Below are 26128 nucleotides of genomic sequence, written 5' to 3' on the forward strand. Positions count from 1 at the left end.
GCTTGCCTCAAGCTTGCTCGCGAGAGCGGTAGTCCCGTTCAATCCACCAAGGTACACGCCATGACTACCGCGTCTTCACGCCCACCCACCGCAGGGTAGTAGTCCCGGCGCCGGCCAATTTCATTGAAGCCATAGCGCTCATACAGCCGGAACGCGGTGCGGTTGCTGTCGCGCACTTCCAGGAAGCACTCCCGGGCTTCGGCCTTGTAGGCGATGGACATGAGGTGTTCCAGCAGGCGCAAGCCCAGGCCGCGGCCCTGGTTTTCCGGCTTCACCGTGATGTTGAGCAGGTGCGCCTCGTCCAGGATGATCTGCACCACGCCGTGGCCCACTTGCTGCTGGCCTTCGAACATCAACCAGATCTGGTATTTGCCCAGGCCGTCGAGAAAGATTCCTCGGGTCCAGGGGTGGCTGTAGGCCGCGTATTCGATTTTCAGCACAGCGTCGAGGTCCGCCTCGGTCATCGGGCGGAACGATACAGCGTCACTCATTCGATTCTTTCCAGCGCGCCATCAGCCGGCGCATGGCTTGCCAGGCATCAGCCTTGTGCTGTGGCGTTTCCATTAACAGTTCCAGCCCGGGCAACGCCCAGGCCGAGCCCAGGCCTTCGACCTGCAGTTCGCGATTGAACGCATCAACGTCCGCCTCGCCAGCAAACTTCACCGCCGGCAGGCCGATCAGCCACAGGCACACACAGGGTTCGTCTTCGAGCCGCGCCGAAACAAAACCCTGGACGAAATCCCGTGCCGCTTCAGGCCCCTGGTCCATGGTCCCGCGCGACAACAGCGGCCAGCGCACCGGTTCGCCGATGATCTGCGGGCTGTCCGGCAGACCGGCGGCGCGCAGCATGTCCTTGAGCAGCAAGTAGGCCGGATCGCGGCTTTGGAACGGCTCGCCCGTGGGCAACTCCACCAACAGCAGGCAACGCCCGGCCCGCAGCAGTTGCAGGGCGAAACGCGGCGGGGCGACGTAGGGCGCCTTGGGCGGCGCTTCGACCACCTCTTCCACCGGCTTGGCATTGGTGCGGGTCGAGGCCAGGCTCGGGCGCGGCACTTCGACTTTTGGTCGCTCGGGGGCTGGCGCTGGCGGCTCGGCGACTGTCTTGGCCACAGGCGCCGTCACGGCCGGCGCGATGTACTCGGGCTCGGGCGCCTCCAACAGCTCGGGCCGCGACGGGGCGGCGAACGGCAATTCGGTACGCGGCAGCCAGCTGACCACCTGCATGGCGGTCAGATAGGCGCGGCGACGGGACTCGATAAGCAAGGGTCGGCCACTTGTGGATAACTGAAAGTGGGAGGGATTCTACCGCCCTTCGGCGCGGATCGCTTCCCTGTTGAACCAATAGTTGATCAATACAAAGCGACAGTCCGTCCAAGGGGTGAATCGCAACCGGCCCGATGCAGTACAATTGCCGCTTTTAATTGCCAACCCGACGGCCATTGCGATGATCGAACCCAAGCGCGTCTTGCGCGCCCTCGCTGAACACTGGGCATTGCTGGAACCTTTGTGCGAGCACTTCGACCAGGGCACCCTGAGCCTCAACGAATTGCGTTCACAGCTGGCCGCCCAACAACTGGACAGCACGCCCCAGGACATCACCCACCTGCTGGACGTGTGGATCCGCCTGGACATTCTCGTGCCGGTGGCGAAAAGCCCGAACCGCTTCGAGCTCAACGCCCAGATCCACGATTTCCTCGCCTACCTGCGCCGCGAACACCGCCTGGGCCTGTGCCTGGAGATCGAAGCCTACCTGCGCCACCTCGAGCGTTTGGCCGGCTATATCCAGGACGCCTTCGACATTCGCGACGGCAACGACCTGGCCCGCCAGCTGCGCCTGCTGGACATGCGTGTGCGCGACGTCCTCAAGAAACTCGCCAATGACGAACAGGCCCTGGTGGCCGTGGCCGAACGGGCCAAGACCAGCGATCGGCAGATCCCGCTGCGCCAGCGCTATGCCGAAGTGTTGGCGACCTGGGACGAATACGTCGAACCGATGATCCAACTGGTGAACGCCGACGGCGCCTTCGAGCAAGGCGTGCGCAAGGTCGAGAACGTGCTGTTGCGCATGCTCACCGAACAGCAGCGCCTCGGCCACCTGGTGGACGACGACATGCTGCTGCGCACCCACGCGCGCATCCTTGAGATGCAGACCAGCGCCCAGTTGACCCTGCGCCACGCCCGGGAACTGCTCCTGCCGCTGCGCGAGGAGGCTCGCCGCCACAACGCCGTGACCCGTGGCGCCGCCCTGGCCCTGGCCGCCATTCGCCGCAAAGGCATCGATGCCGTGCCGCAAGCTGCCATGCCGCTGTTCACCCGCCCGCAAAGCACCTTCCTGGGCAGTGCCAGCCAAGTCGAAGCCTATGTCTATGCCCTGGCTCGCTTCGAACCGAAACCGGCGCGTTTCCCCAAGTCCCACAAGACCCACAAGGGTGGCGAGGCACCGCGTGCTCCACGCACCGTGCGCGAGATGGTCGAGCGCTGCGAAGACGCGCTGCCGATGCCGGACCTGATGACCTGGCTGTTGGAGCAGGAGCCGGACGGCGCCACCGACGAATTGCTGTACTGGTTCTCGCGCCTGTCGCGGGAAAAACGCTTCAAGCGCGAGCGTCTGGAACGCCGCGATTACCACACTCACGAGCATCAGGTCAGCCTGCGCTCCTTCGCCCTGCTCTCGGCCCGCGACACCGCCGCCGAGGATTCTGCGAGCATCCCCCATGCATCTTGATCTATCCGAACTGTCCCAGCTGGCGCCAATCTTTCGCGAGCTGTTCAAGGGTTACCACGTCAGCCGCCGCGACCCGGAGCTGTACGCGCAACTGTCGAACTTCCAGGACCAGTACCGCACGCTGTTCAAGGCCCTGGGCTTCGAACTGGTCTGCGACACCCGTGGCTTCTACTATTTCGTGCCGGACCTGGCCGCCGCTGCGGTGAACAAGACCGCCCAGCGCCTGGCGTTGTTCACCTTCATCCTCGTCGAGCATTTGGCCGATCAGGGCCGCGATCCGATCGCCGTGCTCGACGGTGGCAGCCTGGGCCGCGATGAATTGCCTTCGTTGCTGGAAAAATACCGCGACCTGTTCATCCAGGCCGAAGTGCAGACCCAGGAAGAGCTGGAAGAAAAAATCATGCGCCGCATGACCCAATTGGGCTTTGCCGGCGAAGAAAACGGCGTCTACCGCTTCCTGCCGCCGATGCACCGCTTCCTCGACGTCTGCCTGTCGGTCCAGCAGGACCGCGACCTGGCCGCCAGCCTGCACAGCGTGCTGCCGTTGCCGGTGCCGGTACTGATCGACGACGACAGCGACGAGAAACTGCTGCAGACCGATGATCCGCTGGACCTCAGCGAGTTTGAAGGCGAAAGCGAAGAAGACGCACTGGCCCGCGCCATTGCCGAAGAACAGGAGACCGACGCATGAGCAAGGAACGCTACGGCATCCGCCGCTTTGCCCTTTTGAACACCGCCGGCTACAGCCTCGGCCTGTTCCCGCTGGAAGAACCGCTGTCGGTGTACGGCGCGAACAACCTCGGTAAATCCGCCTCGATCAACGCCTTGCAGTTCCCGATCCTGGCGCGCATGTCGGACATGAGCTTCGGCAAGTACAGCCTGGAGCAATCCCGGCGTTTCTACTTTGCCTCGGACACCAGCTACATCCTGGTGGAAGTCGCCCTGCCCCACGGCCCGCACGTGATTGGCGTGGTCGGTCGCGGCCCCGGCGGCGGTTTTGGGCACCAGTTCTTTGCCTACGCCGGCAAACTGGACTTGGCTCATTATCAGAAAAATGACACTTGTCTACGTCAGAAAGAGCTGTTCACCAACCTGGAACGCGAAGGCCTCAAGGCCTACGAGCTCAAACCGGATGAACTGCGGCGCCTGCTGGTGGGTGGGCACACCTCGATCCCGCTGGACTTGACGCTGATCCCGCTGCGCTCCACCAGCGAGCAAAGCCTCAAGACCTTCCGCGCGCTGTTCATCAACCTGCTGCATATGCGCGAAATCACGGCGGCCAAGCTCAAGCAACTGTTCCTCGACGCGTTCGAACACAGCCTGCGCTCCGGTAGCGTGGACTACATCGCCGCGTGCGAAGAAGCCTTCCGCGACGTACGACGCATGGAGCAGGACTACAACGCCCTGGTGGCGGCCGGCCCGTTGGTGGAAGCCTTGGCCAATGGCGTGAAGCAGCGCGATATTCTGCGCGGCAAACTGCATCGCCTCTCGCCACTGCTCGACTCGTTGCTCGGCACCTGGTCGGACTACGCCAGTGCGCGCAAGGAAGAGCTGACCATCCAGGCCGAACATTACCGCAACGAACAGGATTCGTTGCAGAACGACCAGCGCGGCGGCACTCAGGAACTGATGCGCCTGGAACGGGAAATCAGCGGCATCCAGCGCTGGATCGGCGAACTGTCGGTGCTCAAGAACCGCTTCGCCCTGGTGGATGACGTCAAGGTCCTGGAGCAACAACTGCTCGCCGCCAAGGACGCCCACGACGAACTGGCCGGCGCCCTGGCCCAGTCCCGGCAATTCAGCGCCGAAGACCTGGAAGAGCGCCTGCGGGATCTGGAAAAACGCCTGAAGTCGGTCAAGCAGCAACTCGATCACGCCGACAACAACAGCTACGCCCGCCTGCGCGAAGAATTCTCGCAGCAGGACGTCGAGCGCCTGATGCGCCTGTTCAACAGCGCCTTGTTCAGCCTGCCGCTGGGCGAGCATGGCATCGCGCTGGACGAGAACGGTGAGTGGGTCAAATCCATGGAGCTGATCCTCGACGGCTTCAAGGGTGAGCGTTTCGAAGTGCCGGGCCTGTCCATCGACCTGTCCCACATCGAGCCGCCAGCCCTGCAAGCCCTGGCCGACCGAGCCGCGCTGCGGGACCAGAAAGAGCGCCTGGAAAAAGAACTCAAGCAGCTCAAGACCCAGCAAGCCGTGGCGGCCGACCGTGCGGCGAGCAAGACCCAGACTGAAGCGCTGTACCAGCAGGTACTGGATGCGCAAAAAGCCTTGGAAGACTTCCGTCGTACCCAGACGTTGAGTGCCGAAGAAGGCGAGAAGCTCGAACAGCTGGCGCAAATGGAAGCCGCCCAGGACGAACTCAAACGCTCCAGCGACGCCTTCACCGAGCGCGTCCAGCAGTTGTCCGCCAAGCTGCAACTGGTGGGCCGGCAGATCGCCGACATGGAAGCCAAGCAACGCACCCTCGACGATGCCTTGCGCCGTCGCCAATTGCTGCCGGCGGACCTGCCGTTCGGCACGCCGTTCATGGATCCGGTCGACGATTCCATGGACAACCTGCTGCCACTGCTCAACGACTATCAGGACAGCTGGCAAGGCCTGTTGCGGGTCGACGGCCAGATCGAAGCGCTGTATGCCCAGGTGCGCCTCAAGGGCGTGGCCAAATTCGACAGCGAAGACGACATGGAACGCCGCCTGCAACTGCTGATCAACGCCTATGCCCACCGCACCGACGAAGCCCTGACCCTGGGCAAGGCGCGCCGTGCAGCCGTGACCGACATCGCCCGGACCTTGCGCAACATCCGCAGCGACTATGACAGCCTCGAGCATCAACTGGCGCTGTTCAACCGTGAGATCAACAAGCGCCAGGTGTCCAACCTGCAGAGCTTCCGCATCGTCCTGGCGCCGAACAAGGAAGCGCTCAAGCACATCGACCAGATCATCCACAGCGCCGGGCAGTACGAAGAAGGCGAGACGCTGTCGGTGTTCGATCTCAGCCAGAGCGCCGAGCAGGACAACAAGAACGAAGAAGCCAAGGAATACCTGGCGCGGCTGGTGGCGGCGAACCACAACCAGCTCGGCCTCAAGGACCTGTTCGAACTGGCGTTCGAGATCACCAAGGTCAATGGCCAGCCAGTGATCCACACCGACATCGACGGCGCGGCGTCCAACGGCACCACCATGACCATCAAGGCGCTGACCAACATGTACTTGTTGCTGCACCTGATGGACCGCGAACAGGCCGGCCGCGTGCGCCTGCCTTACTACCTGGACGAAGCAGCCGACATCGACGAGAAAAACCAGGCAGCGCTGCTGGAAACCAGCCTGCAATTGGGCTTCGTGCCGATCCTGGCCAGTGTGAAGCCGCAGGTCTGCGCGAGTGTCGCCATCGACCTGGAAGGCGGCAGCGGGCCGAACGGTATCTACATCGACGAAGCGGACTGGAAATACATCCGTCGTCACGATGCGGTGAAAGCCACGGTGAATGTACAAGCCGATGAGCCGGAGCTGGATCCGGTGTGAAGTGAATAGCCGGGCATGAAAAAGGCCGCGATCCAAATGGACCGCGGCCTTTTTTATTGCGCCAGTTTTGAGTCTTCAGTGCGACGGAAGCCCTCATCGCGAGCAAGCTCGCTCCCACATTGGAATGCTTCTGGATGAACGATCCTGCATCCCTGTGGGAGCGAGCTTGCTCGCAATGGGCGTCAGCACAGACAACGCCGGTGTTGTTACTTGCCGAGACTGATCTTCGGCGCCCAGGTCAGCCATTCATCTTCGAATTTATCGAACAGCGGGAAGGTCTGCTCCGGTCGCGCCGGGCTGCCCATTTTTTCCCCATCCGGCGTCGCGAAAGCAATGCCCCCCTGGATCAGCGTTTCCAAAGACTCGGTCCGCACCGTCGCTCCTTTGAACAAACCGAAGTCCAGACCAAACCCGCTGGTATTCCAAAAGCGCGTGCCGCTGCGCACCAATGGCGCGTATTTAGGCTCGATCAAGATATGGATCAGCACCCGGTCCGCCGTCTGGCCCAGCTCATAACCGGTGACCTTGCCTACGGTGATCTCGCGGTAGGTCACCGGCACGCCAGTCTTTAACGACCCACGGCGCGCCGCACTCAACACCAGGCTCAAACCTGCTTCGGGCACGGCGCTTTCCGGAGGATTGGCCAGGGCCACGAAGCTTTTCTGCGGCCCGAGGTTTTTCGCCGAAGGTTGCACTTCGATGTATTGGCCGGTCACCAGCGTCTCCAGGTTGGAGGTCTTGATCAACCCCAGCTCGGGCTTGACCACCCAAAACTGTGAACCGACCCGGGCAATGCGCTCCGGCACTTCGGTGATCCGCGCCGTGAGCAGTACCGATTGCAGATCGCCGCTGAGGTCCACATCCTCGATCTTGCCCACATCCAGCCCTTTGAAGCGGATCGGCGTACCGCTGCGCAGACCGTCGGCGCGATCGACTTTGATCGTCACCACGGCGCCCTTCTGTTGCGCGGCTTCGCGGTCTTCAAACAAACGGAACCGCGGGACACGCCTTTTCAACGGCACATTGGGTTCCGGTGTCTCAAAGGAAATGCCTCCGGCCATAAGACTTTGCAACGACTCACTCTTGACCTGGATCCCGCCTGTCAAACCGCCAGTGAGGGTAATCCCACTGGCGTTCCAGAAGCGTGTCGAGCCGTTGACCAACCCTTCGTATTCCTTCTCGATGTGCACACCAATGATCAACTGCTTTTTCTTGCGGGAGAACTGATAGCTCTGCACCGAGCCGACCTTGACCTGCTTGTAGAGAATCGGACTGCCGACCTCCAGCGATCCGAGTTTTTCGGTCAGCAAGACCAAGTGAAGCCCCGGCGAACGCAAGTCCAGCGGTGGTGCCTTCGCCCTGGCTTCGAATTCCCGCTGTGGCGCACCGCCCTTATCGCCTGGACGTATGGCAATGTAATTACCCTTGACCAGCGCTTCCAGGCCGGTAATCCCCGCCAGGGAGATCGACGGCTTGACGACCCAGAACTGCGTGCCGGTCACCAGGTAATCTTCAGCCAACGGATCCAGGGTCAGTTCAGCCGTGGCACTGGACAGGTCCGGGTCGACCTTGAGGTTCTTCAGGCTGCCGACCTGGATGCCTTTGTACATCACCGGCGTACGACCAGCCTGTAACCCTTCGAAGTCACTGAGTTTGACTTTCACCCGGATACCCGCGGCAGCCGCGTCAAAGTCTTCATAGAGACGAAACGGCAGGCTCGGATCCGTTGGAGGACTGTCTTTGCGGCTCTCCGGCGTGGCGAACGCAATGCCACCGGCCACGATGCTGGACAAGGACTCGCTGCGCACTTTGACGCCCGACAGGTTGGCATCGATGCTGATGCCGCTGGCGTTCCAGAAACGCGTGTGCTTGCGTACCAGGCTGGCATAGGTCGGCTCGATGAAGACTTTGACCTCGACCTTGCTCTGGTCTTCGGACAGCAAGTAACTCTTCACTTGGCCGACCTGAATCTGTTTATAGAACACCGGGCTACCGCGGTTGAGCGAGCCCAGTCGGTCGGCCTTTAGGGTCAGGTGCAAACCCGGCTTGGCGTCCGACAGCGGCGGCTCTTCGGCCAGGGCTTTGAATTTACGGGTCGGTTCCCCTTCACCTGGGTTGATCGCCACATAGTTGCCCGATACCAGGGTTTCCAGACCAGTAATCCCGGCCAGGCTCACACTCGGCTTGACCAGCCAGAAGCGCGTTCCGGTCTTGAGGTACTGCTCGACCTCCTTGTTCATCTCGATGGTTACGAGCACCCCTTTTGAGCTGCCTTCGTCATCAAGCGTGAGGGTCTTCACTTTGCCGACCGGCATGCCTTTGTAGACGACTTCGGTCTTGTTGACCTGAATGCCTTCGCCGCTCTCAAAACGCACAGTGATCTCGATTCCGGTTGCGGTATAAGCGCGCCAGCCGAGCCAACCACCGATGATCAAGGCAATCAGCGGCAGGACCCAGATGGCTGACCAGTTCGAAGCCGGTCGGGTTTTAGCGGTAGGCAAATCAGTCATGGTCGTCATCCGACTCCGTGTTATCCCAAATCAGTCGGGGATCGAAGGTTACTGCGGCAATCATTGTCAAAATCACTACGCTGGCAAATGCAATCGCGCCGAGACCGGCTTCGACACTGGCCAGCCGTCCGAAATTCACCACGGCCACCAAAATGGCGATCACGAAAATATCCAACATCGACCAGCGGCCGATGAACTCAATGAAGCGGTACATGAGGATGCGTTGCCGGGCAGACATGGGCTGGTGCCGCTGCACGGAAAACAGTAACAAGGCGATGCCCACCAGTTTGAAAGTGGGCACAACAATACTGGCGATGAACACCACGGCGGCGATAGGGATCATGCCGTGTTGTACCAATTCGATAACCCCGGACATGATGGTACTCGGAGCGCCCTGGCCCAGCGAGCTGACGGTCATGATCGGCAACGTGTTGGCCGGAATGTAGAGAATCGCCGCAGTGATCAACAACGCCCAGGTCCGCATCAAGCTGTTCGGGCGACGGGGATGGATCAGCGCGCCGCAACGGGTACAGGTTTGTTTATCGGCGTCAGCGTCCTGCCGATTCAACTCATGGCATTCGGTACAGATCAGAATGCCTGCATCAATCGCCCGCATGGGCATCCTCTCCTGATAACGCTTGCCAGATCTGGTGCGGCGACATGACCACCTCCAGCCAGACTTGGACCAGCAACAAACTGATGAAGCACACCAGGCCAAGGCCTACGGTGATGGCCGCCATGTCTGCCAACTTGACGATGGCCACCAGGACACCCATGAGGTAGACCTCGAGCATTCCCCAGTCTCGTAAATGGTGATAAATGCGGTACAGCAATAACCCGTAACTACGGCCGATGTTCCAGCGAATGGTCAGCAACACCACTAGCTGACAAAGCAGCTTGAGCAGCGGAATGCCCATGCTGCATAGGAACACCACTGCCGATACGCCTTGCATGCCGCTGTCGAACAGCCCTACCACGCCACTCCAGACGGTGTCCTGGGAGGACTGTCCGAGCAGATTGAGTTGCATGATGGGTAAAAAGTTTGCCGGCACATATAACAGCAGAGCGGCGATGACCAAGGCAAGACTGCGCTCGACCACGTTATGCCGGTGGGCATAGAGCTCATAGCCGCAACGGGGGCATTCGGCTTTTTCACCATGGGCAAGTTGGGGCTTGCGCATCAACAGGTCGCACTCATGGCATGCCAACAGATCGTTCAGGGGTAGATCTGACAACCGATGAGTGTCTGACGGATCAGGCATAAAGAGCTCTGGCTCAGCTAAGTTGGGGCTATTCTAGTGCTCCGGCTCGAAAATAACTGTGCAAATTTATCACGGGCTTTCGACACGCTTTTATTGCGGGCAAAACAAAACCCCTACCTGCGTCAGCAGATAGGGGTTTCGGAATTTAATCTTGACGATGACCTACTCTCACATGGGGAAACCCCACACTACCATCGGCGATGCATCGTTTCACTGCTGAGTTCGGGATGGGATCAGGTGGTTCCAATGCTCTATGGTCGTCAAGAAATTCGGTAGCCAGTGCGTGCCTTGCGGTCACGTTCCAGCGAATGGGTATGCGATAGGTGGGTGTTTTGTGAGCAGCGTTGAACTTTCGGTTCATCTCGTCTTCACACACCGCGATCTGGCCTTTCGACTCAAATTGCTTGGGTGTTATATGGTCAAGCCTCACGGGCAATTAGTACAGGTTAGCTCAACGCCTCACAGCGCTTACACACCCTGCCTATCAACGTCGTAGTCTTCGACGGCCCTTCAGGGGACTCAAGGTCCCAGTGAGATCTCATCTTGAGGCAAGTTTCCCGCTTAGATGCTTTCAGCGGTTATCTTTCCCGAACATAGCTACCCGGCAATGCCACTGGCGTGACAACCGGAACACCAGAGGTTCGTCCACTCCGGTCCTCTCGTACTAGGAGCAGCCCCTCTCAAATCTCAAACGTCCACGGCAGATAGGGACCGAACTGTCTCACGACGTTCTAAACCCAGCTCGCGTACCACTTTAAATGGCGAACAGCCATACCCTTGGGACCGGCTTCAGCCCCAGGATGTGATGAGCCGACATCGAGGTGCCAAACACCGCCGTCGATATGAACTCTTGGGCGGTATCAGCCTGTTATCCCCGGAGTACCTTTTATCCGTTGAGCGATGGCCCTTCCATACAGAACCACCGGATCACTAAGACCTACTTTCGTACCTGCTCGACGTGTCTGTCTCGCAGTCAAGCGCGCTTTTGCCTTTATACTCTACGACCGATTTCCGACCGGTCTGAGCGCACCTTCGTACTCCTCCGTTACTCTTTAGGAGGAGACCGCCCCAGTCAAACTACCCACCATACACTGTCCTCGATCCGGATAACGGACCTGAGTTAGAACCTCAAAGTTGCCAGGGTGGTATTTCAAGGTTGGCTCCACGCGAACTGGCGTCCACGCTTCAAAGCCTCCCACCTATCCTACACAAGCAAATTCAAAGTCCAGTGCAAAGCTATAGTAAAGGTTCACGGGGTCTTTCCGTCTAGCCGCGGATACACTGCATCTTCACAGCGATTTCAATTTCACTGAGTCTCGGGTGGAGACAGCGCCGCCATCGTTACGCCATTCGTGCAGGTCGGAACTTACCCGACAAGGAATTTCGCTACCTTAGGACCGTTATAGTTACGGCCGCCGTTTACCGGGGCTTCGATCAAGAGCTTCGCGTTAGCTAACCCCATCAATTAACCTTCCGGCACCGGGCAGGCGTCACACCCTATACGTCCACTTTCGTGTTTGCAGAGTGCTGTGTTTTTAATAAACAGTCGCAGCGGCCTGGTATCTTCGACCGGCGTGGGCTTACGCAGTAAATGCTTCACCCTCACCGGCGCACCTTCTCCCGAAGTTACGGTGCCATTTTGCCTAGTTCCTTCACCCGAGTTCTCTCAAGCGCCTTGGTATTCTCTACCCAACCACCTGTGTCGGTTTGGGGTACGGTTCCTGGTTACCTGAAGCTTAGAAGCTTTTCTTGGAAGCATGGCATCAACCACTTCGTCACCCAGAGGGTAACTCGTCATCAGCTCTCGGCCTTAGAATCCCGGATTTACCTAAGATTCCAGCCTACCACCTTAAACTTGGACAACCAACGCCAAGCTGGCCTAGCCTTCTCCGTCCCTCCATCGCAATAACCAGAAGTACAGGAATATTAACCTGTTTTCCATCGACTACGCTTTTCAGCCTCGCCTTAGGGACCGACTAACCCTGCGTCGATTAACGTTGCGCAGGAAACCTTGGTCTTTCGGCGTGGGTGTTTTTCACACCCATTGTCGTTACTCATGTCAGCATTCGCACTTCTGATACCTCCAGCAAGCTTCTCAACTCACCTTCACAGGCTTACAGAACGCTCCTCTACCGCATCACCTAAGTGATACCCGTAGCTTCGGTGTATGGTTTGAGCCCCGTTACATCTTCCGCGCAGGCCGACTCGACTAGTGAGCTATTACGCTTTCTTTAAAGGGTGGCTGCTTCTAAGCCAACCTCCTAGCTGTCTAAGCCTTCCCACATCGTTTCCCACTTAACCATAACTTTGGGACCTTAGCTGACGGTCTGGGTTGTTTCCCTTTTCACGACGGACGTTAGCACCCGCCGTGTGTCTCCCATGCTCGGCACTTGTAGGTATTCGGAGTTTGCATCGGTTTGGTAAGTCGGGATGACCCCCTAGCCGAAACAGTGCTCTACCCCCTACAGTGATACATGAGGCGCTACCTAAATAGCTTTCGAGGAGAACCAGCTATCTCCGAGCTTGATTAGCCTTTCACTCCGATCCACAGGTCATCCGCTAACTTTTCAACGGTAGTCGGTTCGGTCCTCCAGTTAGTGTTACCCAACCTTCAACCTGCCCATGGATAGATCGCCCGGTTTCGGGTCTATTCCCAGCGACTAGACGCCCTATTAAGACTCGCTTTCGCTACGCCTCCCCTATTCGGTTAAGCTCGCCACTGAAAATAAGTCGCTGACCCATTATACAAAAGGTACGCAGTCACCCAACAAAGTGGGCTCCCACTGCTTGTACGCATACGGTTTCAGGATCTATTTCACTCCCCTCTCCGGGGTTCTTTTCGCCTTTCCCTCACGGTACTAGTTCACTATCGGTCAGTCAGTAGTATTTAGCCTTGGAGGATGGTCCCCCCATATTCAGACAAAGTTTCTCGTGCTCCGTCCTACTCGATTTCACTTCTAAGATCCTTTCGCGTACAGGGCTATCACCCACTATGGCCGCACTTTCCAGAGCGTTCCGCTAAAATCAAAGAAGCTTAAGGGCTAGTCCCCGTTCGCTCGCCACTACTAAGGGAATCTCGGTTGATTTCTTTTCCTCAGGGTACTTAGATGTTTCAGTTCCCCTGGTTCGCCTCTTGCACCTATGTATTCAGTACAAGATAACCATCTTATGATGGCTGGGTTCCCCCATTCAGACATCTCCGGATCAAAGTCTGTTTGCCGACTCCCCGAAGCTTTTCGCAGGCTACCACGTCTTTCATCGCCTCTGACTGCCAAGGCATCCACCGTATGCGCTTCTTCACTTGACCATATAACCCCAAGCAATCTGGTTATACTGTGAAGACGACATTCGCCGAAAATTCGTACGCTTGCTCACTTAAGAGCAACTCACAAATTTTACCTTAGCCTGAGCCGTTACCAGTGAAAGTAACGTCCAGTCTATCTTTCTATCACATACCCAAATTTTTAAAGAACGATCTAATCAAAAGACTAGAAATCAACATTCAGGCACCGTGCGGTGGAATGCTCATTTCTAAGCTTTAAACGTTGGTACCAATCTGTAATGGTGGAGCCAAGCGGGATCGAACCGCTGACCTCCTGCGTGCAAGGCAGGCGCTCTCCCAGCTGAGCTATGGCCCCGTATCGCTACAGGGGACACCATGAAATTGGTGGGTCTGGGCAGATTCGAACTGCCGACCTCACCCTTATCAGGGGTGCGCTCTAACCAACTGAGCTACAGACCCAATCGTCTTCTTCAATGAATCAAGCAATTCGTGTGGGAGCTCATGGAGCAGCTGCGGTCGTCGATTAAGGAGGTGATCCAGCCGCAGGTTCCCCTACGGCTACCTTGTTACGACTTCACCCCAGTCATGAATCACACCGTGGTAACCGTCCTCCCGAAGGTTAGACTAGCTACTTCTGGTGCAACCCACTCCCATGGTGTGACGGGCGGTGTGTACAAGGCCCGGGAACGTATTCACCGCGACATTCTGATTCGCGATTACTAGCGATTCCGACTTCACGCAGTCGAGTTGCAGACTGCGATCCGGACTACGATCGGTTTTGTGGGATTAGCTCCACCTCGCGGCTTGGCAACCCTCTGTACCGACCATTGTAGCACGTGTGTAGCCCAGGCCGTAAGGGCCATGATGACTTGACGTCATCCCCACCTTCCTCCGGTTTGTCACCGGCAGTCTCCTTAGAGTGCCCACCATAACGTGCTGGTAACTAAGGACAAGGGTTGCGCTCGTTACGGGACTTAACCCAACATCTCACGACACGAGCTGACGACAGCCATGCAGCACCTGTCTCAATGTTCCCGAAGGCACCAATCTATCTCTAGAAAGTTCATTGGATGTCAAGGCCTGGTAAGGTTCTTCGCGTTGCTTCGAATTAAACCACATGCTCCACCGCTTGTGCGGGCCCCCGTCAATTCATTTGAGTTTTAACCTTGCGGCCGTACTCCCCAGGCGGTCAACTTAATGCGTTAGCTGCGCCACTAAGAGCTCAAGGCTCCCAACGGCTAGTTGACATCGTTTACGGCGTGGACTACCAGGGTATCTAATCCTGTTTGCTCCCCACGCTTTCGCACCTCAGTGTCAGTATCAGTCCAGGTGGTCGCCTTCGCCACTGGTGTTCCTTCCTATATCTACGCATTTCACCGCTACACAGGAAATTCCACCACCCTCTACCATACTCTAGCTTGTCAGTTTTGAATGCAGTTCCCAGGTTGAGCCCGGGGATTTCACATCCAACTTAACAAACCACCTACGCGCGCTTTACGCCCAGTAATTCCGATTAACGCTTGCACCCTCTGTATTACCGCGGCTGCTGGCACAGAGTTAGCCGGTGCTTATTCTGTCGGTAACGTCAAGACAGTTACGTATTAAGCAACTGCCCTTCCTCCCAACTTAAAGTGCTTTACAATCCGAAGACCTTCTTCACACACGCGGCATGGCTGGATCAGGCTTTCGCCCATTGTCCAATATTCCCCACTGCTGCCTCCCGTAGGAGTCTGGACCGTGTCTCAGTTCCAGTGTGACTGATCATCCTCTCAGACCAGTTACGGATCGTCGCCTTGGTGAGCCATTACCCCACCAACTAGCTAATCCGACCTAGGCTCATCTGATAGCGCAAGGCCCGAAGGTCCCCTGCTTTCTCCCGTAGGACGTATGCGGTATTAGCGTCCGTTTCCGAGCGTTATCCCCCACTACCAGGCAGATTCCTAGGCATTACTCACCCGTCCGCCGCTCTCAAGAGAAGCAAGCTTCTCTCTACCGCTCGACTTGCATGTGTTAGGCCTGCCGCCAGCGTTCAATCTGAGCCATGATCAAACTCTTCAGTTCAAACATCTTTGGGTTTTGAGAAAACCCTAAACTTGGCTCAGCAATCGTTGGTTACATCTTTGATTTCTCGCGGAGTAACTTGTGATGCTGATAATCTGTTGACTAGCAGTCTGACTCCACAAGCACCCACACGAATTGCTTGATTCAGTTGTTAAAGAGCGGTGGGTTGAGCCTTTCGTCTCAACCGAGGCGCGCATTCTACAGCGCCCGGTGTATCTGTCAAGCGGTTATTTTCAACAACTTCAACCACTTGCGCTTCCGATCTCTCGTTAGCGGGAGGCGAATTCTACAGCGTTACTCGCTGCTGTCAACACCTCTTTTTCTCCGCTTTCGACCGAGAAGATCGAATCGTCAATAAGGCCAAACAAACCACCTTATCAACTGCTTCCCAGGCTTCGATGAACTGAAGCCCGACACTCTCAAAACAAGGATAACTCATTGAATTCAAGGAGTTTTCCGTTTCGACTGCGCCGGAAGTGGGGCGAATTATAGACGTCCAGAATCTGCCGTCAACCCTTAATTCACGCTTTTGTTGCAGAAGGGGCTTTCCCGCCCCTCAAGCGTGGGATCCGGCGCGCAACTGGAGGAATCCTGAGCATCAACAGCGCACCACCTATAAAGGCATAAATCGACCATTCCTTCAGATCCGCCCGCACGATCCACAGCATGTGCAATAGCCCAAGCCCCAGAATCAGATAAACCAGGCGATGCAGCTTCTTCCAACGCGCGCCCAGTCTCCGCTGACTGTAGCGATTGGATGTAACCGCCAGCGCCAGCAAACCGAGGAACCCAAGCGCCCCGACAATAATGTAAGGCCGCTTGCTCAGCTCGACGCCCATCTGCGACCAATCGAACCCCAGGATGAACGCGGCATACCCACTCAAATGCAGCACAACATAAGCAAAGCACCACAACCCCAATTGGCGCCTGACCGCGATCCACCCCGCCCACCCCGTCAGCTTCTGCAGCGGCGTCATGCTCAAGGTGATCAGCAGCAAGGTCAGCGTCCCCAACCCGAGACGATCCACCAGCACCTTACCCGGGTCAGGGCCCAGTGAGTTCATCAAGGCCTCGTACAGCCAGAACAACGGCCAGATCGCCGCCGCGATGAAGACGCCAATCCGCCATATCGGGAAACGCATCAGTAGTCCTTCCTCAAGTCCATCCCTGCATAAAGAGAAGCGACTTCATCCTGATAGCCGTTGAACATCAACGTATCGCGAACGTTGGGACTGAACAGCCCATTCGGTAAACGACGCTCATGGGCCTGGGTCCAGCGCGGGTGATCGACCGTCGGATTAACGTTGGCATAAAAACCGTATTCATCAGACGCGATGCTTTGCCAAGTCGTCTTCGGCTGCTCGCTCACCAGGCTGATGCGCACAATGGACTTCACACTTTTGAAACCGTACTTCCACGGCACCACCAGCCGCAACGGTGCACCGTTCTGGTTGGGCAGCTCTCGCCCGTACATCCCTACCGCCAGGATTGCCAGCGGGTTCATTGCCTCATCCAATCGCAAGCCTTCCACGTAAGGCCAGTCGATCAAAGCGAAGCCGGAGCGCTGTCCTGGCATGACCTTGGGATCCTGCAGGGTTTCGAAGCGAATGTACTTAGCCTTGGAAGTCGGCTCGACCTGCTTGAGCAAAGCCGAGATGGGAAAACCAATCCACGGGATGACCATGGACCAGGCTTCGACACAGCGCAGGCGATAGATGCGCTCTTCCAACTGATAGGGCTTCATGAAGTCTTCCAGGCCATAGCGGCCCGGTTTGCCCACCTCCCCGTCCACCACCACGCTCCAGGGCTCGGTTTTCAAGGATCCGGCATTCGCCGCCGGATCGCCCTTGTCGGTCCCGAACTCATAGAAATTGTTGTAATGGGTGGCGTCTTTGAATGGCGTGATTGACTCATCCTTGACCGTGACCGCCCCCCATTGGGTGGACGGCAGCTTTTCGGCAAACCAGGACGGCGCCTTGCCAGGCTCGACATCGGCATAACGCGCAGCGTCGGCGGCACTGGCCCAACCCGGCAAACCAGACATGGCAAGCCCTGCCACGGTTGCACCCAGCATTTGGCGACGGGACAGATAAAGGGATTCAGGCGTGACGTCCGATTCACGGCAGTCGGACACCTTGGGGATCTTGATCAGCATGACAACTCCGCAGTATTTGGAGGCAGATGCACCAATAGACTGCGGAGTATGGGGGAAATTACATTAAGGCAACGTTTAGCGTCGACGAAGACGCAATAAGTATTGCACCGGTCCGGAAGCCGCATAGGCGAGGAAGACCAACAGCAGAATACGTGGCGGATCACTGAAGACCACCGCGAACACCAGCACCACCGCCAGAATCGCAACGAACGGCACGCGCCCCTTCAAATCCAGCTCCTTGAAGCTGTTGTACTTGATGTTGCTGACCATCAACATCCCGGCCGCCGCGACCAACAGCGCCACCAGGAACGACATTTTCGACCCCTGGATGCCATAGTCGCTGAATGCCCAGACAACACCCGCCACCACACCTGCCGCAGCCGGACTGGCCAGGCCGATGAAGTAGCGCTTGTCCGCCTTGCCGACTTGCGTGTTGAAGCGCGCCAGGCGCAGCGCCGCACCCGCCACATAGATAAAGGCGACCATCCAGCCGACCTTGCCCATGTCTCCCAGCGCCCAGCCGAACGCCAGCAAGGCCGGGGCCACGCCAAAGGCGACCATGTCGGACAGCGAATCGTATTCGGCGCCGAATGCGCTCTGGGTATTGGTCATGCGGGCCACGCGCCCATCCAGGCCGTCGAGCACCATGGCGACAAAGATCGCAATGGCGGCGAAGGCGAAGTAACGACTCGCCCCCGCACTATCACCGGCGCTCAACGCGGCCTGGGCGCTCATGGAACTGATGATGGAATAGAAACCGGCGAACAGGTTCGCGGTGGTGAACAGGTTCGGCAGCAGATAGATGCCACGATGCCGGACCTTACGGCCTTCAGCGTCATGGCCTTCCTCGACGTGTTCATCGATGGGTAGCAGGCTTTCGGCGTCAGGAGCCTGATTTGGCTCGTCGGGACGTTCACTCATGGACAGTACCTTGCAACGGTGTGAAAAAATTCGACAGGTGTCTGGGACGACGGTTCGGCCGCAAACGATGCAGCTTTATACCAGAAGCCACCGCCCAAACGAAAAAACGCGGCCAGGGCCGCGTTTTCCGATCAAGCTCGCGACTTAGTTCTTGGCTTTGTCGACGATCTTGTTGGCACCGATCCACGGCATCATCGAGCGCAGTTGCTCACCGATGATTTCGATACCGTGGGCGGCGTTGTTACGACGCTTGGCGGTCATCGAAGGATAGCCGGTGGCGCCCTCGCTGATGAACATCTTGGCGTATTCGCCGTCCTGGATACGTTTCAGGGCGTTGCGCATGGCCTGACGAGACTCGGCGTTGATCACTTCCGGACCGGTCACGTACTCGCCGTATTCAGCGTTGTTGGAGATCGAGTAGTTCATGTTGGCGATACCGCCTTCGTACATGAGGTCAACGATCAGCTTCAGTTCGTGCAAGCACTCGAAGTAAGCCATTTCTGGCGCGTAGCCCGCTTCGACCAGGGTTTCGAAACCGGCTTTCACCAGCTCGACGGTACCACCGCAGAGAACGGCTTGTTCGCCGAACAGGTCGGTTTCGGTCTCGTCCTTGAAGGTGGTTTCGATGATGCCGGTACGACCGCCACCCACACCGGCAGCGTAGGACAGAGCCACGTTCTTGGCATTGCCGGACGCATCCTGGTAGATCGCGATCAGGTCAGGGATACCGCCGCCCTTCACGAATTCGGAACGTACGGTGTGACCCGGAGCCTTCGGCGCGATCATGATCACGTCGAGGTCGGCGCGCGGCACAACCTGGTTGTAGTGGATCGCGAAGCCGTGGGAGAAGGCCAGGGTGGCGCCTTTCTTGATGTTCGGCTCGATTTCGTTCTTGTACAGGGCAGACTGGAACTCGTCCGGGGTCAGGATCATGACCAGGTCAGCCGCGGCAACGGCAGAAGCCACGTCGGTGACTTTCAGGCCATGGGCCTCGGCCTTGGCAACGGTGGCCGAGCCTTTACGCAGGCCGACGGTCACGTCAACGCCGGAGTCTTTCAGGTTGCACGCCTGGGCGTGACCTTGGGAACCGTAGCCGATGATGGCGACTTTCTTGCCCTGGATGATCGACAGGTCGCAGTCTTTATCGTAGAAAACTTTCATGAATTTCCCCTATATCCCGGCCGTTCAGGCCATTCGCTAATTTGGTTTAGATGCTCAGTACTTTGTCGCCACGGGCAATCCCGGTGACGCCACTGCGTACGGTTTCCAGAATCGAGGCAGTGCCGATCGATTGAATGAAGCTGTCGAGCTTGTCGCTGGTACCGGTCAACTGAACGGTATAGACGCTGGCGCTGACATCGACGATCTGTCCACGATAAATATCGGTAGTGCGTTTGATCTCGGCGCGCTGGGCGCCGGTGGCCTTGACCTTGACCAGCATCAGCTCGCGCTCGATGTGAGCGCTTTCCGACAGGTCCACCAGCTTGACCACCTCGATCAGCTTGTTCAGGTTTTTGGTGATCTGCTCGATGACTTCATCGTGGCCAACAGTGGTCAGCGTCAGACGCGACAGGGTCGGGTCTTCGGTTGGCGCCACGGTCAGGCTTTCGATGTTGTAGTTGCGCTGCGAGAACAGGCCCACAACACGAGACAGCGCACCCGGTTCGTTTTCCAGAAGCAGGGAAATAATATGTCGCATGATTAGGTACGCTCCGTCTTGCTCAGCCACATATCGCGCATGGAGCCGTCTTTGATCTGCATCGGGTAGACGTGCTCACTGGTGTCGACCGAAATATCGATGACCACCAGACGGTCCTTCATGGCGAACGCTTCCTCCATCTTCGACTTCAAATCCTTCGATTCGGTGATGCGCATGCCGACGTGACCATAGGCCTCTGCGAGCTTGACGAAATCAGGCAGCGATTCCATGTAGGAGTGCGAGTGACGACTGCCGTAGCTCATGTCCTGCCACTGGCGAACCATACCCAGCACACCGTTGTTCAGGATCACGATCTTCACCGGCAGACCGTATTGCAGACAGGTGGACAGCTCCTGGATGTTCATCTGGATGCTGCCCTCGCCCGTGACGCAGGCAACGTCGGCATCCGGAAAGCTCAACTGGATACCCATGGCCGCCGGGAAACCGAAGCCCATGGTGCCCAGGCCACCGGAGTTGATCCAGCGGTTGGGCTTGTTGAACTTGTAGTACTGCGCGGCGAACATCTGGTGCTGGCCCACGTCGGAGGTCACAAAGGCATCGCCCTTGGTCACTTCGCACAGGGTCTCGATCACGGTCTGCGGCTTAATCACGCTGCCGTCGCCCTTGTCGTAAGGGAACAGGCCACGGTCGCCGCGCCATTCATCCACTTGCTTCCACCAACTGGCCACGGACTCCTTGTTCGGTGTCTCGCCAATTTCCTTGAGGATGGCGACCATTTCGGTCAGCACGCTTTCTACAGGACCGACAATTGGCACGTCTGCCTTGATGGTCTTGGAGATGGAAGCCGGATCGATGTCGATGTGGATGATCTTGGCGTTCGGGCAGAACTTCGCCGGGCCGTTGATGACACGGTCGTCGAAACGCGCGCCGACTGCCAGGATCACATCGGCATGGTGCATCGCCAGGTTGGCGGTGTAGCTGCCGTGCATGCCGAGCATACCGATAAACTGACGGTCGGTGCCCGGGTAGGCGCCCAGCCCCATCAAGGTATTGGTGACAGGCAGGTTGAGCATTTTCGCCAGCTCGGTCAGCGGCGCGGAGCCATTACCGAGGATCACGCCACCACCCGAGTACAGCACTGGGCGCTTGGCCGCCAGCAGCATTTCGGCGGCCTTGCGGATTTGCCCGGAGTGCCCGCGTACGGCCGGGCTGTAGGAACGCAGCTTGGCTTTTTTCGGGAAGATGTATTCGAACTTCTCGGCCGGGTTGGTCATGTCTTTCGGAACATCGACCACGACCGGGCCCGGACGACCGGACTCGGCCAGGTAGAAGGCCTTCTTCATGACTTCCGGGATCTCCGACGCGTGCTTGATCATGAAGCTGTGCTTCACGATCGGCCGGGAGATACCGATCATGTCGGTTTCCTGGAATGCATCGGTGCCAACCAGGGTGCTGGGCACCTGGCCGGAGATGATCACCATCGGGATGGAGTCCATGTACGCCGTGGCGATCCCGGTGATGGCGTTCGTGGCGCCTGGACCGGAAGTCACCAGTACCACGCCGGCCTTGCCGGTGGCACGGGCATAGCCGTCAGCCATATGGGTCGCCGCTTGCTCGTGACGAACCAGGATGTGGGTCACTTCCGGCTCTTTGAACAGGGCATCATAGACATGAAGAAGAGCACCACCAGGGTACCCGTAGATATACTTGACGCCTTCGTCACGCAAAAAGCGGACGAGCATCTCACCGCCAGATAAAAGCTCCACGTTGTTCACCTCTAAAACGCCAGAATACCGACCCTCAAAAGGGGACGGGTCTTAATAGGTTTACTTCTCGGCAGAGCATGAGCGACGGTGGTCGCCGACTACGTCAGCACTGACTGAGCAAGTATTGGGATCGTCCCAAGTGTTGCGGGCCTTTCCCACCCAGCGCGAGGTAACGCGTTGCGGGTGTAACAGGTCGGCGCGGATGTGCGCCTCATGATCTGCCGAGTGGGTCTGCTTCTGGCAGTCCCTCTACAGCGGACTTTGGATTCTTCTGTTTCGCCTTCTGCAAGTCAAGTCGTCAATGTACTTTATTCGAACTAAGCACATGAGAACGCAAGAAAAAACCTTTAAACGGCAACTGTGTTAGCTTCAATTGCGCAACCCATGACAAGGAAACAGCATGCGAATGTTCTTCTTGACGGCCAGCCTGCTGGTTGGCCTGAGCCCGATGTGCATGGCCGGTCAGGTCTACAAATGGGTCGATGCCCAGGGGGTCACCCACTTCGGATCCCAGCCGCCCCAAGACGCGGAGGCCACGACCGTGATCAAGTCCTCGCCGTCCGTCGCCAAACCGCCCGCACCGCCTTCCGGCGGCGCCATTGGCGACCAGAAGGCGATCGATAAAGAGGTCAAGAAACAGATTGCCGAGCAGCAGACCCAACTCAAGGCTTTCTGCGAACAGGCCCGGACCAACCTGGCGCAGTTACAGAACAACCCGCGGGTACGTGAAGACGTAGAAGGGGAAATGCGCCGCCTCACTGACGAAGAGCGGCGCCAGCGCATCGAGGAAACCCGCAAGCAGATCGATGAGCATTGCCAGTAAGGTCGGTCAGCCGACGTTGCTGATCATCTGATCGAACTGCGCCAACAGCCGCTGCAACTCCACGCCCTGCCCGGGGCGCTGGGCATAGACCATTTCCGCCATGGCGAGGATGCCCGAGGCGTTGGGCAGCGGCAGGTCATTTTCCAGGATGGCTTTCATCCGCGGCAGGAAAATCCATTGCAGCCATTGCTCGAAGTCCAGGGTGTCGACCGCGAACGGTTCGACACTGGCCAACGCCTCGGCCGAAGGCGAAACGTCGCTCCACCAGCCCTGGACCCGCAACTCCCGTTCGATCAGCAGCAACTGATCGGCAATCTGGGGAAAACGTGCATCCATCAGAGCGATACCTTGGCCTTCTGACGGGCCAACGCGGCACCAGCCGAGTCGCCCTGTTTCTCACGAGCCTGGGCAATCAATTCCCACAGGCTGGCCTGAAGCGCCGGACGACCACTGCTGAAGGTCAGGCCACGACGGGCGAGTTGTTCAGCTTGCGGCGCATCACCCTGGGCCATGCGCACTTGGGCCAGGCGATAAAGCACCTGCGGTTCCCGCGGCGCTACACGCTGGGCACGCTCCAGACTGGAAGACGCACCGTTGAGGTCGCCCCCGGCCTGCTGCTGTTGCGCAGTGGTGAGCAGGGCCAGTACCGGACCGTCCAATTGTTCATCGGCGGACAAACCGCCCGAACGGGTGGACGGAATGCTGCTCGGCGTCGAAGGCATGCTGTAGCTGCCCTGATCGACCGGCGAGGTCTCGATAGGGCCCGGCGTGATGGGGCCCGGCGTGATCGGTGTGCTGCTGATCGGCGCCGAGGTCACGGCACCGCCACCCGGCACCATCACCACGACACCGGTGTCGCCCTGGGGGATCGCCTGGGGCTGGCCTTGCACTGGCCGCTTCACGGTCGTTTGCCGGAAACCGCCGTTGGCCGAGACCCGCTCACTGTTGGAAACCGCCGTGCCGGAGTCGACCACCGGAATCGAACCGCGCTGTACGGTAGAGCAACCACTGAGCAAAGCCACGGCCGTTACCGCTGGAATCAACCACTTGTTCACTTGAAACCCTCTTTGCTTAATTCATCCAGTCCTTGACCCAATCCATCACCGACTCGGCGGGATTCGTGCCGCCACAGGCAGCACCGGGTGGCGGCTCGCTGCCGCGAATATACGGCATCTGTACGGCGCCCGGGCAATTGGCGTCGGAACCTTGTCCGGTGCGCGAATCGACCCAGGCCTGAACGATGTTGTCCGGTTGCGGCATGTCCAGGGGCAACGGGTCGGCCTTGCGCATGAAACTGGTCCAGACCTGCAACGCGCCGGTGGCACCGGTGAACGGGGTCTTGCCGTTGTCATCCCGTCCGAGCCAGACCACCGCCAGCAGATCCTGGCTGAAACCGGCGAACCAACTGTCGCGCGAGTCATTACTGGTACCGGTCTTGCCCGCCAGGTTCAGGGTCCGAGGCAACACGTTATAAACCGAACTGCCGGTGCCTTCACGCATGACCCGCTGCATGGCGCTCTGGATCAGATAAATAGAAGCCGGATCAAACCGCTGCTGGATCTGGAACGGATAACGCTTGAGCGGTTCGCCATCGGCGGTCAGCACACTGCGGATCCCACGCATCGGCGTATTGAAACCACCGTTGGCCAGCGTCTGGTACATGGCCGCCACCTCGATTGGCGTGAGGCCACCGGCCCCCAGCAGCATCGACGGGAATGCCGGGAACTCGCGACTTACCCCGAGGCGCGCCAGAGTCTTGAGTACGTTCGGCACACCAACTTCCAGGCCGAGGCGAGCCGTCGAGAGGTTGTAGGAATGCGCCAGCCCCTGGTACAGGAACACCGTGCCGTGGGAGCGACGATCATAGTTCTGTGGCTTCCAGACTTGGCCGTCCGCGCCCTTGACCGAGAACGTCTCGTCCGACAGCCAACTGGTCAGCGTGTACTGGCTCGGTTTCTCCAACGCGGTGAGGTACACCGCTGGCTTGATCAGGGAACCGATCGGACGCACAGCGTCCAGGGCCCGGTTGAAGCCGGCGAAGCTGGCCTGGCGACTGCCGATCATGGCCTGGACTTCACCGGTTTCCGGGTTGGTCACCACCATGGCGGCTTCGACCTCATCGGCGCCCTTGCGCCCGCCCAGTCGCTTGAAGGTGTCCTCGACCGACGCTTCGGCCTTCATTTGCAGGATCGGGTCGAAACTGGTGAAGATCCGCAGGCCTTCTTCGGTCAAGTCTTCGTCACGGTAATCTTGACGCAGTTGGCGCTTGACCAGGTCCATGAAGCCGGGGAACGAGCTGTCCGCCAGGCTGCCGCGCTTGGTCACGCCCAGTGGCATTTTCTTTGCCGCTTCGACTTGTTCGGCCGTCGCCACGCCTTGTTGTTGCAGCAGGTCGAGCACCAGGTTGCGCCGCTCGAGGGCACGTTCCGGATTACGCCGCGGGTTGTAGGAAGACGGCCCCTTGACCATGCCCACCAGCAACGCCACCTGATGCAACTTGAGTTCGGACAACGGCTGGCTGAAGAAGAACTGGCTGGCGAGGCCGAAACCGTGCACCGCCCGCTGGCCGTCCTGACCGACAAATACCTCGTTGAGGTACGCCTCCAGGATCTCCTGCTTGTCGTAGTGCAGCTCCAGCAACAGCGCCATCATGGCTTCGGTGAGCTTGCGAGTCAGGCTGCGCTCGTTGGTCAGGTAGAAGTTCTTGACCAACTGCTGGGTCAGGGTACTGCCGCCCTGGCGCATATGGCCCGAGGACGTGTTGACCCAGACGGCCCGGGCAATCGACTTGGGCGAGACACCGAAGTGATGATAGAAGTCGCGGTCTTCAACGGCGATCAGCGTATCGAGCAGGAACGGCGGTACCTGATCGATCTTGATCAGGATCCGATCCTCGAGGTTCTTGGGATACAGCCCGCCAATCAGCAGCGGCTCCAGGCGCACCACCGACAGGCTGGCATTGTTGGCACCGGTCAGCGCCGCCACGTAGTCGCCGGAGAAACGCACCCGCACCGGTTGCGCCTGCTCCAGGCCCTCATAGAACTGGAAGCCGCGGGTATTGAGGTCGACGGTATTGCCATTGACCGAGGCCGCGCCTGGGCCATTGGCCACGCTTTCACGGCGATAGCCCAAGGCATCGAGTTCGGTCAGGAAATCTTCCTTACTCAGCTTTTGTCCGACGAACAGCTCCAACGGCCGGGCGTAGACCTTGGCCGGAATGGTCCAGCGCTTGCCGGAGAACTTCTCCTGGACCACGGCATCGAGGTAGACCGCAAAACCGGCGAGCACGACGAGGCCAACCAGGCTGAGTTTAAGGGCCCAGCCCAGCCAGGGCCGCAGGCGGCTGGCGGGTGGTTTCTTGGGGGTGCGGGGGGATCGGGTACGAGTCATGGCGGCGGATTATACGCACTTTGCGGCGGTTCAACATGAGGCCG

The 26128-nt window shown here is 58.6% G+C and carries 18 protein-coding genes, 2 tRNA genes and 3 rRNA genes; 4 read left to right on the forward strand and 19 right to left on the reverse strand.

What is annotated here, in order from left to right; genetic code table 11:
* Positions 1–38 precede the first annotated feature (38 nt).
* Both rimI and LOY70_RS25065 read right to left on the reverse strand, forming a co-directional pair.
* Positions 39–491 carry a ribosomal protein S18-alanine N-acetyltransferase gene (gene rimI / locus LOY70_RS25060; RefSeq protein ID WP_003205585.1) on the reverse strand — a complete coding sequence of 151 codons (453 nt, stop codon included), beginning with the start codon at positions 489–491 and terminating at the stop codon, positions 39–41.
* Positions 484–1263, reverse strand: a complete 780-nt coding sequence (locus LOY70_RS25065; RefSeq protein ID WP_265030058.1) for an energy transducer TonB — start codon at positions 1261–1263, stop codon at positions 484–486. The genes rimI and LOY70_RS25065 overlap by 8 nt, the downstream gene beginning before the upstream one ends.
* 181 nt (positions 1264–1444) lie before the next feature.
* Between LOY70_RS25065 and mksB the strand changes: the two genes are divergently transcribed.
* The 3 genes from mksB to mksF are packed head-to-tail and all read left to right on the forward strand — an operon-like array spanning position 1445 to position 6253.
* A complete protein-coding gene (mksB, locus tag LOY70_RS25070; protein WP_123344827.1) occupies positions 1445–2725 on the forward strand; it encodes an Mks condensin complex protein MksB in 1281 nt (426 codons plus the stop codon).
* A complete protein-coding gene (mksE, locus tag LOY70_RS25075) occupies positions 2715–3416 on the forward strand; it encodes an Mks condensin complex protein MksE (RefSeq protein WP_123344828.1) in 702 nt (233 codons plus the stop codon). Before mksB ends, mksE begins: the two co-directional genes overlap by 11 nt.
* Positions 3413–6253 carry an Mks condensin complex protein MksF gene (gene mksF / locus LOY70_RS25080; protein WP_265030059.1) on the forward strand — a complete coding sequence of 947 codons (2841 nt, stop codon included), beginning with the start codon at positions 3413–3415 and terminating at the stop codon, positions 6251–6253. Before mksE ends, mksF begins: the two co-directional genes overlap by 4 nt.
* A 206-nt stretch (positions 6254–6459) precedes the next feature.
* Here mksF and LOY70_RS25085 read toward each other — a convergent pair whose 3' ends face one another.
* The 14 genes from LOY70_RS25085 to LOY70_RS25150 form a co-directional block, all read right to left on the reverse strand.
* Complete coding sequence (locus tag LOY70_RS25085) at positions 6460–8763, reverse strand: PqiB family protein (protein WP_265030060.1); 2304 nt, start codon at positions 8761–8763, stop codon at positions 6460–6462.
* Positions 8756–9379 carry a paraquat-inducible protein A gene (locus tag LOY70_RS25090; protein ID WP_123413899.1) on the reverse strand — a complete coding sequence of 208 codons (624 nt, stop codon included), beginning with the start codon at positions 9377–9379 and terminating at the stop codon, positions 8756–8758. The genes LOY70_RS25085 and LOY70_RS25090 overlap by 8 nt, the downstream gene beginning before the upstream one ends.
* Entirely contained in the window at positions 9366–10025 is a 660-nt protein-coding gene (locus LOY70_RS25095; RefSeq protein ID WP_265030063.1) for a paraquat-inducible protein A, read from the reverse strand. The genes LOY70_RS25090 and LOY70_RS25095 overlap by 14 nt, the downstream gene beginning before the upstream one ends.
* A 149-nt stretch (positions 10026–10174) precedes the next feature.
* Positions 10175–10290, reverse strand: a 5S ribosomal RNA gene (gene rrf / locus LOY70_RS25100).
* Positions 10291–10440: 150 nt separating this feature from the next.
* Positions 10441–13332 (reverse strand): 23S ribosomal RNA (locus tag LOY70_RS25105).
* Positions 13333–13587: 255 nt separating this feature from the next.
* A tRNA-Ala gene (locus LOY70_RS25110) sits at positions 13588–13663 on the reverse strand.
* Between the two features lie 27 nt (positions 13664–13690).
* Positions 13691–13767: transfer RNA gene (locus LOY70_RS25115), tRNA-Ile, on the reverse strand.
* 65 nt (positions 13768–13832) lie between these two features.
* Positions 13833–15369, reverse strand: a 16S ribosomal RNA gene (locus LOY70_RS25120).
* Together the 16S, 23S and 5S rRNA genes with 2 tRNA genes alongside form the textbook arrangement of a ribosomal RNA operon.
* Positions 15370–15890: 521 nt before the next feature.
* Entirely contained in the window at positions 15891–16511 is a 621-nt protein-coding gene (msrQ, locus tag LOY70_RS25125) for a protein-methionine-sulfoxide reductase heme-binding subunit MsrQ (RefSeq protein ID WP_265030065.1), read from the reverse strand.
* Entirely contained in the window at positions 16511–17524 is a 1014-nt protein-coding gene (gene msrP, locus LOY70_RS25130; RefSeq protein ID WP_265030067.1) for a protein-methionine-sulfoxide reductase catalytic subunit MsrP, read from the reverse strand. The genes msrQ and msrP overlap by 1 nt, the downstream gene beginning before the upstream one ends.
* 75 nt (positions 17525–17599) lie before the next feature.
* Positions 17600–18445 (reverse strand): CDP-diacylglycerol--serine O-phosphatidyltransferase, encoded by an 846-nt coding sequence (pssA, locus tag LOY70_RS25135; RefSeq protein WP_123344904.1) that lies wholly within the window; start codon positions 18443–18445, stop codon positions 17600–17602.
* 144 nt (positions 18446–18589) lie between these two features.
* Complete coding sequence (ilvC, locus tag LOY70_RS25140) at positions 18590–19606, reverse strand: ketol-acid reductoisomerase (RefSeq protein WP_003185459.1); 1017 nt, start codon at positions 19604–19606, stop codon at positions 18590–18592.
* 46 nt (positions 19607–19652) lie between these two features.
* On the reverse strand, positions 19653–20144 hold the full coding sequence (ilvN, locus tag LOY70_RS25145; protein ID WP_003176102.1) for an acetolactate synthase small subunit: 492 nt from the start codon (positions 20142–20144) through the stop codon (positions 19653–19655).
* A gap of 2 nt (positions 20145–20146) precedes the next feature.
* Positions 20147–21871, reverse strand: a complete 1725-nt coding sequence (locus LOY70_RS25150) for an acetolactate synthase 3 large subunit (protein ID WP_025215495.1) — start codon at positions 21869–21871, stop codon at positions 20147–20149.
* A 400-nt stretch (positions 21872–22271) separates the two neighbouring features.
* Between LOY70_RS25150 and LOY70_RS25155 the strand changes: the two genes are divergently transcribed.
* Positions 22272–22694 carry a DUF4124 domain-containing protein gene (locus tag LOY70_RS25155; protein ID WP_413776617.1) on the forward strand — a complete coding sequence of 141 codons (423 nt, stop codon included), beginning with the start codon at positions 22272–22274 and terminating at the stop codon, positions 22692–22694.
* Positions 22695–22700: 6 nt separating this feature from the next.
* Here LOY70_RS25155 and LOY70_RS25160 read toward each other — a convergent pair whose 3' ends face one another.
* The 3 genes from LOY70_RS25160 to mrcB are packed head-to-tail and all read right to left on the reverse strand — an operon-like array spanning position 22701 to position 26084.
* Positions 22701–23030: a YqcC family protein gene (locus LOY70_RS25160; RefSeq protein ID WP_025215497.1), complete on the reverse strand. Its 330-nt coding sequence runs from the start codon at positions 23028–23030 to the stop codon at positions 22701–22703.
* Positions 23030–23749 (reverse strand): tetratricopeptide repeat protein, encoded by a 720-nt coding sequence (locus LOY70_RS25165; protein ID WP_265030319.1) that lies wholly within the window; start codon positions 23747–23749, stop codon positions 23030–23032. Before LOY70_RS25165 ends, LOY70_RS25160 begins: the two co-directional genes overlap by 1 nt.
* 16 nt (positions 23750–23765) lie before the next feature.
* Positions 23766–26084 carry a penicillin-binding protein 1B gene (gene mrcB, locus LOY70_RS25170; protein WP_123415368.1) on the reverse strand — a complete coding sequence of 773 codons (2319 nt, stop codon included), beginning with the start codon at positions 26082–26084 and terminating at the stop codon, positions 23766–23768.
* Positions 26085–26128 lie beyond the last annotated feature (44 nt).

This window comes from Pseudomonas sp. B21-054, from assembly GCF_026016345.1.
GTDB lineage: Bacteria > Pseudomonadota > Gammaproteobacteria > Pseudomonadales > Pseudomonadaceae > Aquipseudomonas.

Bases quoted from the DNA above. Each gene is read 5' to 3' on its own strand.
- rimI (WP_003205585.1), bottom strand. From the start codon at position 491: ATGAGTGACGCTGTATCGTTCCGCCCGATGACCGAGGCGGACCTCGAC.
- mksB (WP_123344827.1), top strand. From the start codon at position 1,445: ATGATCGAACCCAAGCGCGTCTTGCGCGCCCTCGCTGAACACTGGGCA.
- mksE (WP_123344828.1), top strand. From the start codon at position 2,715: ATGCATCTTGATCTATCCGAACTGTCCCAGCTGGCGCCAATCTTTCGC.
- mksF (WP_265030059.1), top strand. From the start codon at position 3,413: ATGAGCAAGGAACGCTACGGCATCCGCCGCTTTGCCCTTTTGAACACC.
- LOY70_RS25085 (WP_265030060.1), bottom strand. From the start codon at position 8,763: ATGACTGATTTGCCTACCGCTAAAACCCGACCGGCTTCGAACTGGTCA.
- LOY70_RS25090 (WP_123413899.1), bottom strand. From the start codon at position 9,379: ATGCGGGCGATTGATGCAGGCATTCTGATCTGTACCGAATGCCATGAG.
- LOY70_RS25095 (WP_265030063.1), bottom strand. From the start codon at position 10,025: ATGCCTGATCCGTCAGACACTCATCGGTTGTCAGATCTACCCCTGAAC.
- msrQ (WP_265030065.1), bottom strand. From the start codon at position 16,511: ATGCGTTTCCCGATATGGCGGATTGGCGTCTTCATCGCGGCGGCGATC.
- msrP (WP_265030067.1), bottom strand. From the start codon at position 17,524: ATGCTGATCAAGATCCCCAAGGTGTCCGACTGCCGTGAATCGGACGTC.
- pssA (WP_123344904.1), bottom strand. From the start codon at position 18,445: ATGAGTGAACGTCCCGACGAGCCAAATCAGGCTCCTGACGCCGAAAGC.
- ilvC (WP_003185459.1), bottom strand. From the start codon at position 19,606: ATGAAAGTTTTCTACGATAAAGACTGCGACCTGTCGATCATCCAGGGC.
- ilvN (WP_003176102.1), bottom strand. From the start codon at position 20,144: ATGCGACATATTATTTCCCTGCTTCTGGAAAACGAACCGGGTGCGCTG.
- LOY70_RS25155 (WP_413776617.1), top strand. From the start codon at position 22,272: ATGCGAATGTTCTTCTTGACGGCCAGCCTGCTGGTTGGCCTGAGCCCG.
- LOY70_RS25160 (WP_025215497.1), bottom strand. From the start codon at position 23,030: ATGGATGCACGTTTTCCCCAGATTGCCGATCAGTTGCTGCTGATCGAA.
- mrcB (WP_123415368.1), bottom strand. From the start codon at position 26,084: ATGACTCGTACCCGATCCCCCCGCACCCCCAAGAAACCACCCGCCAGC.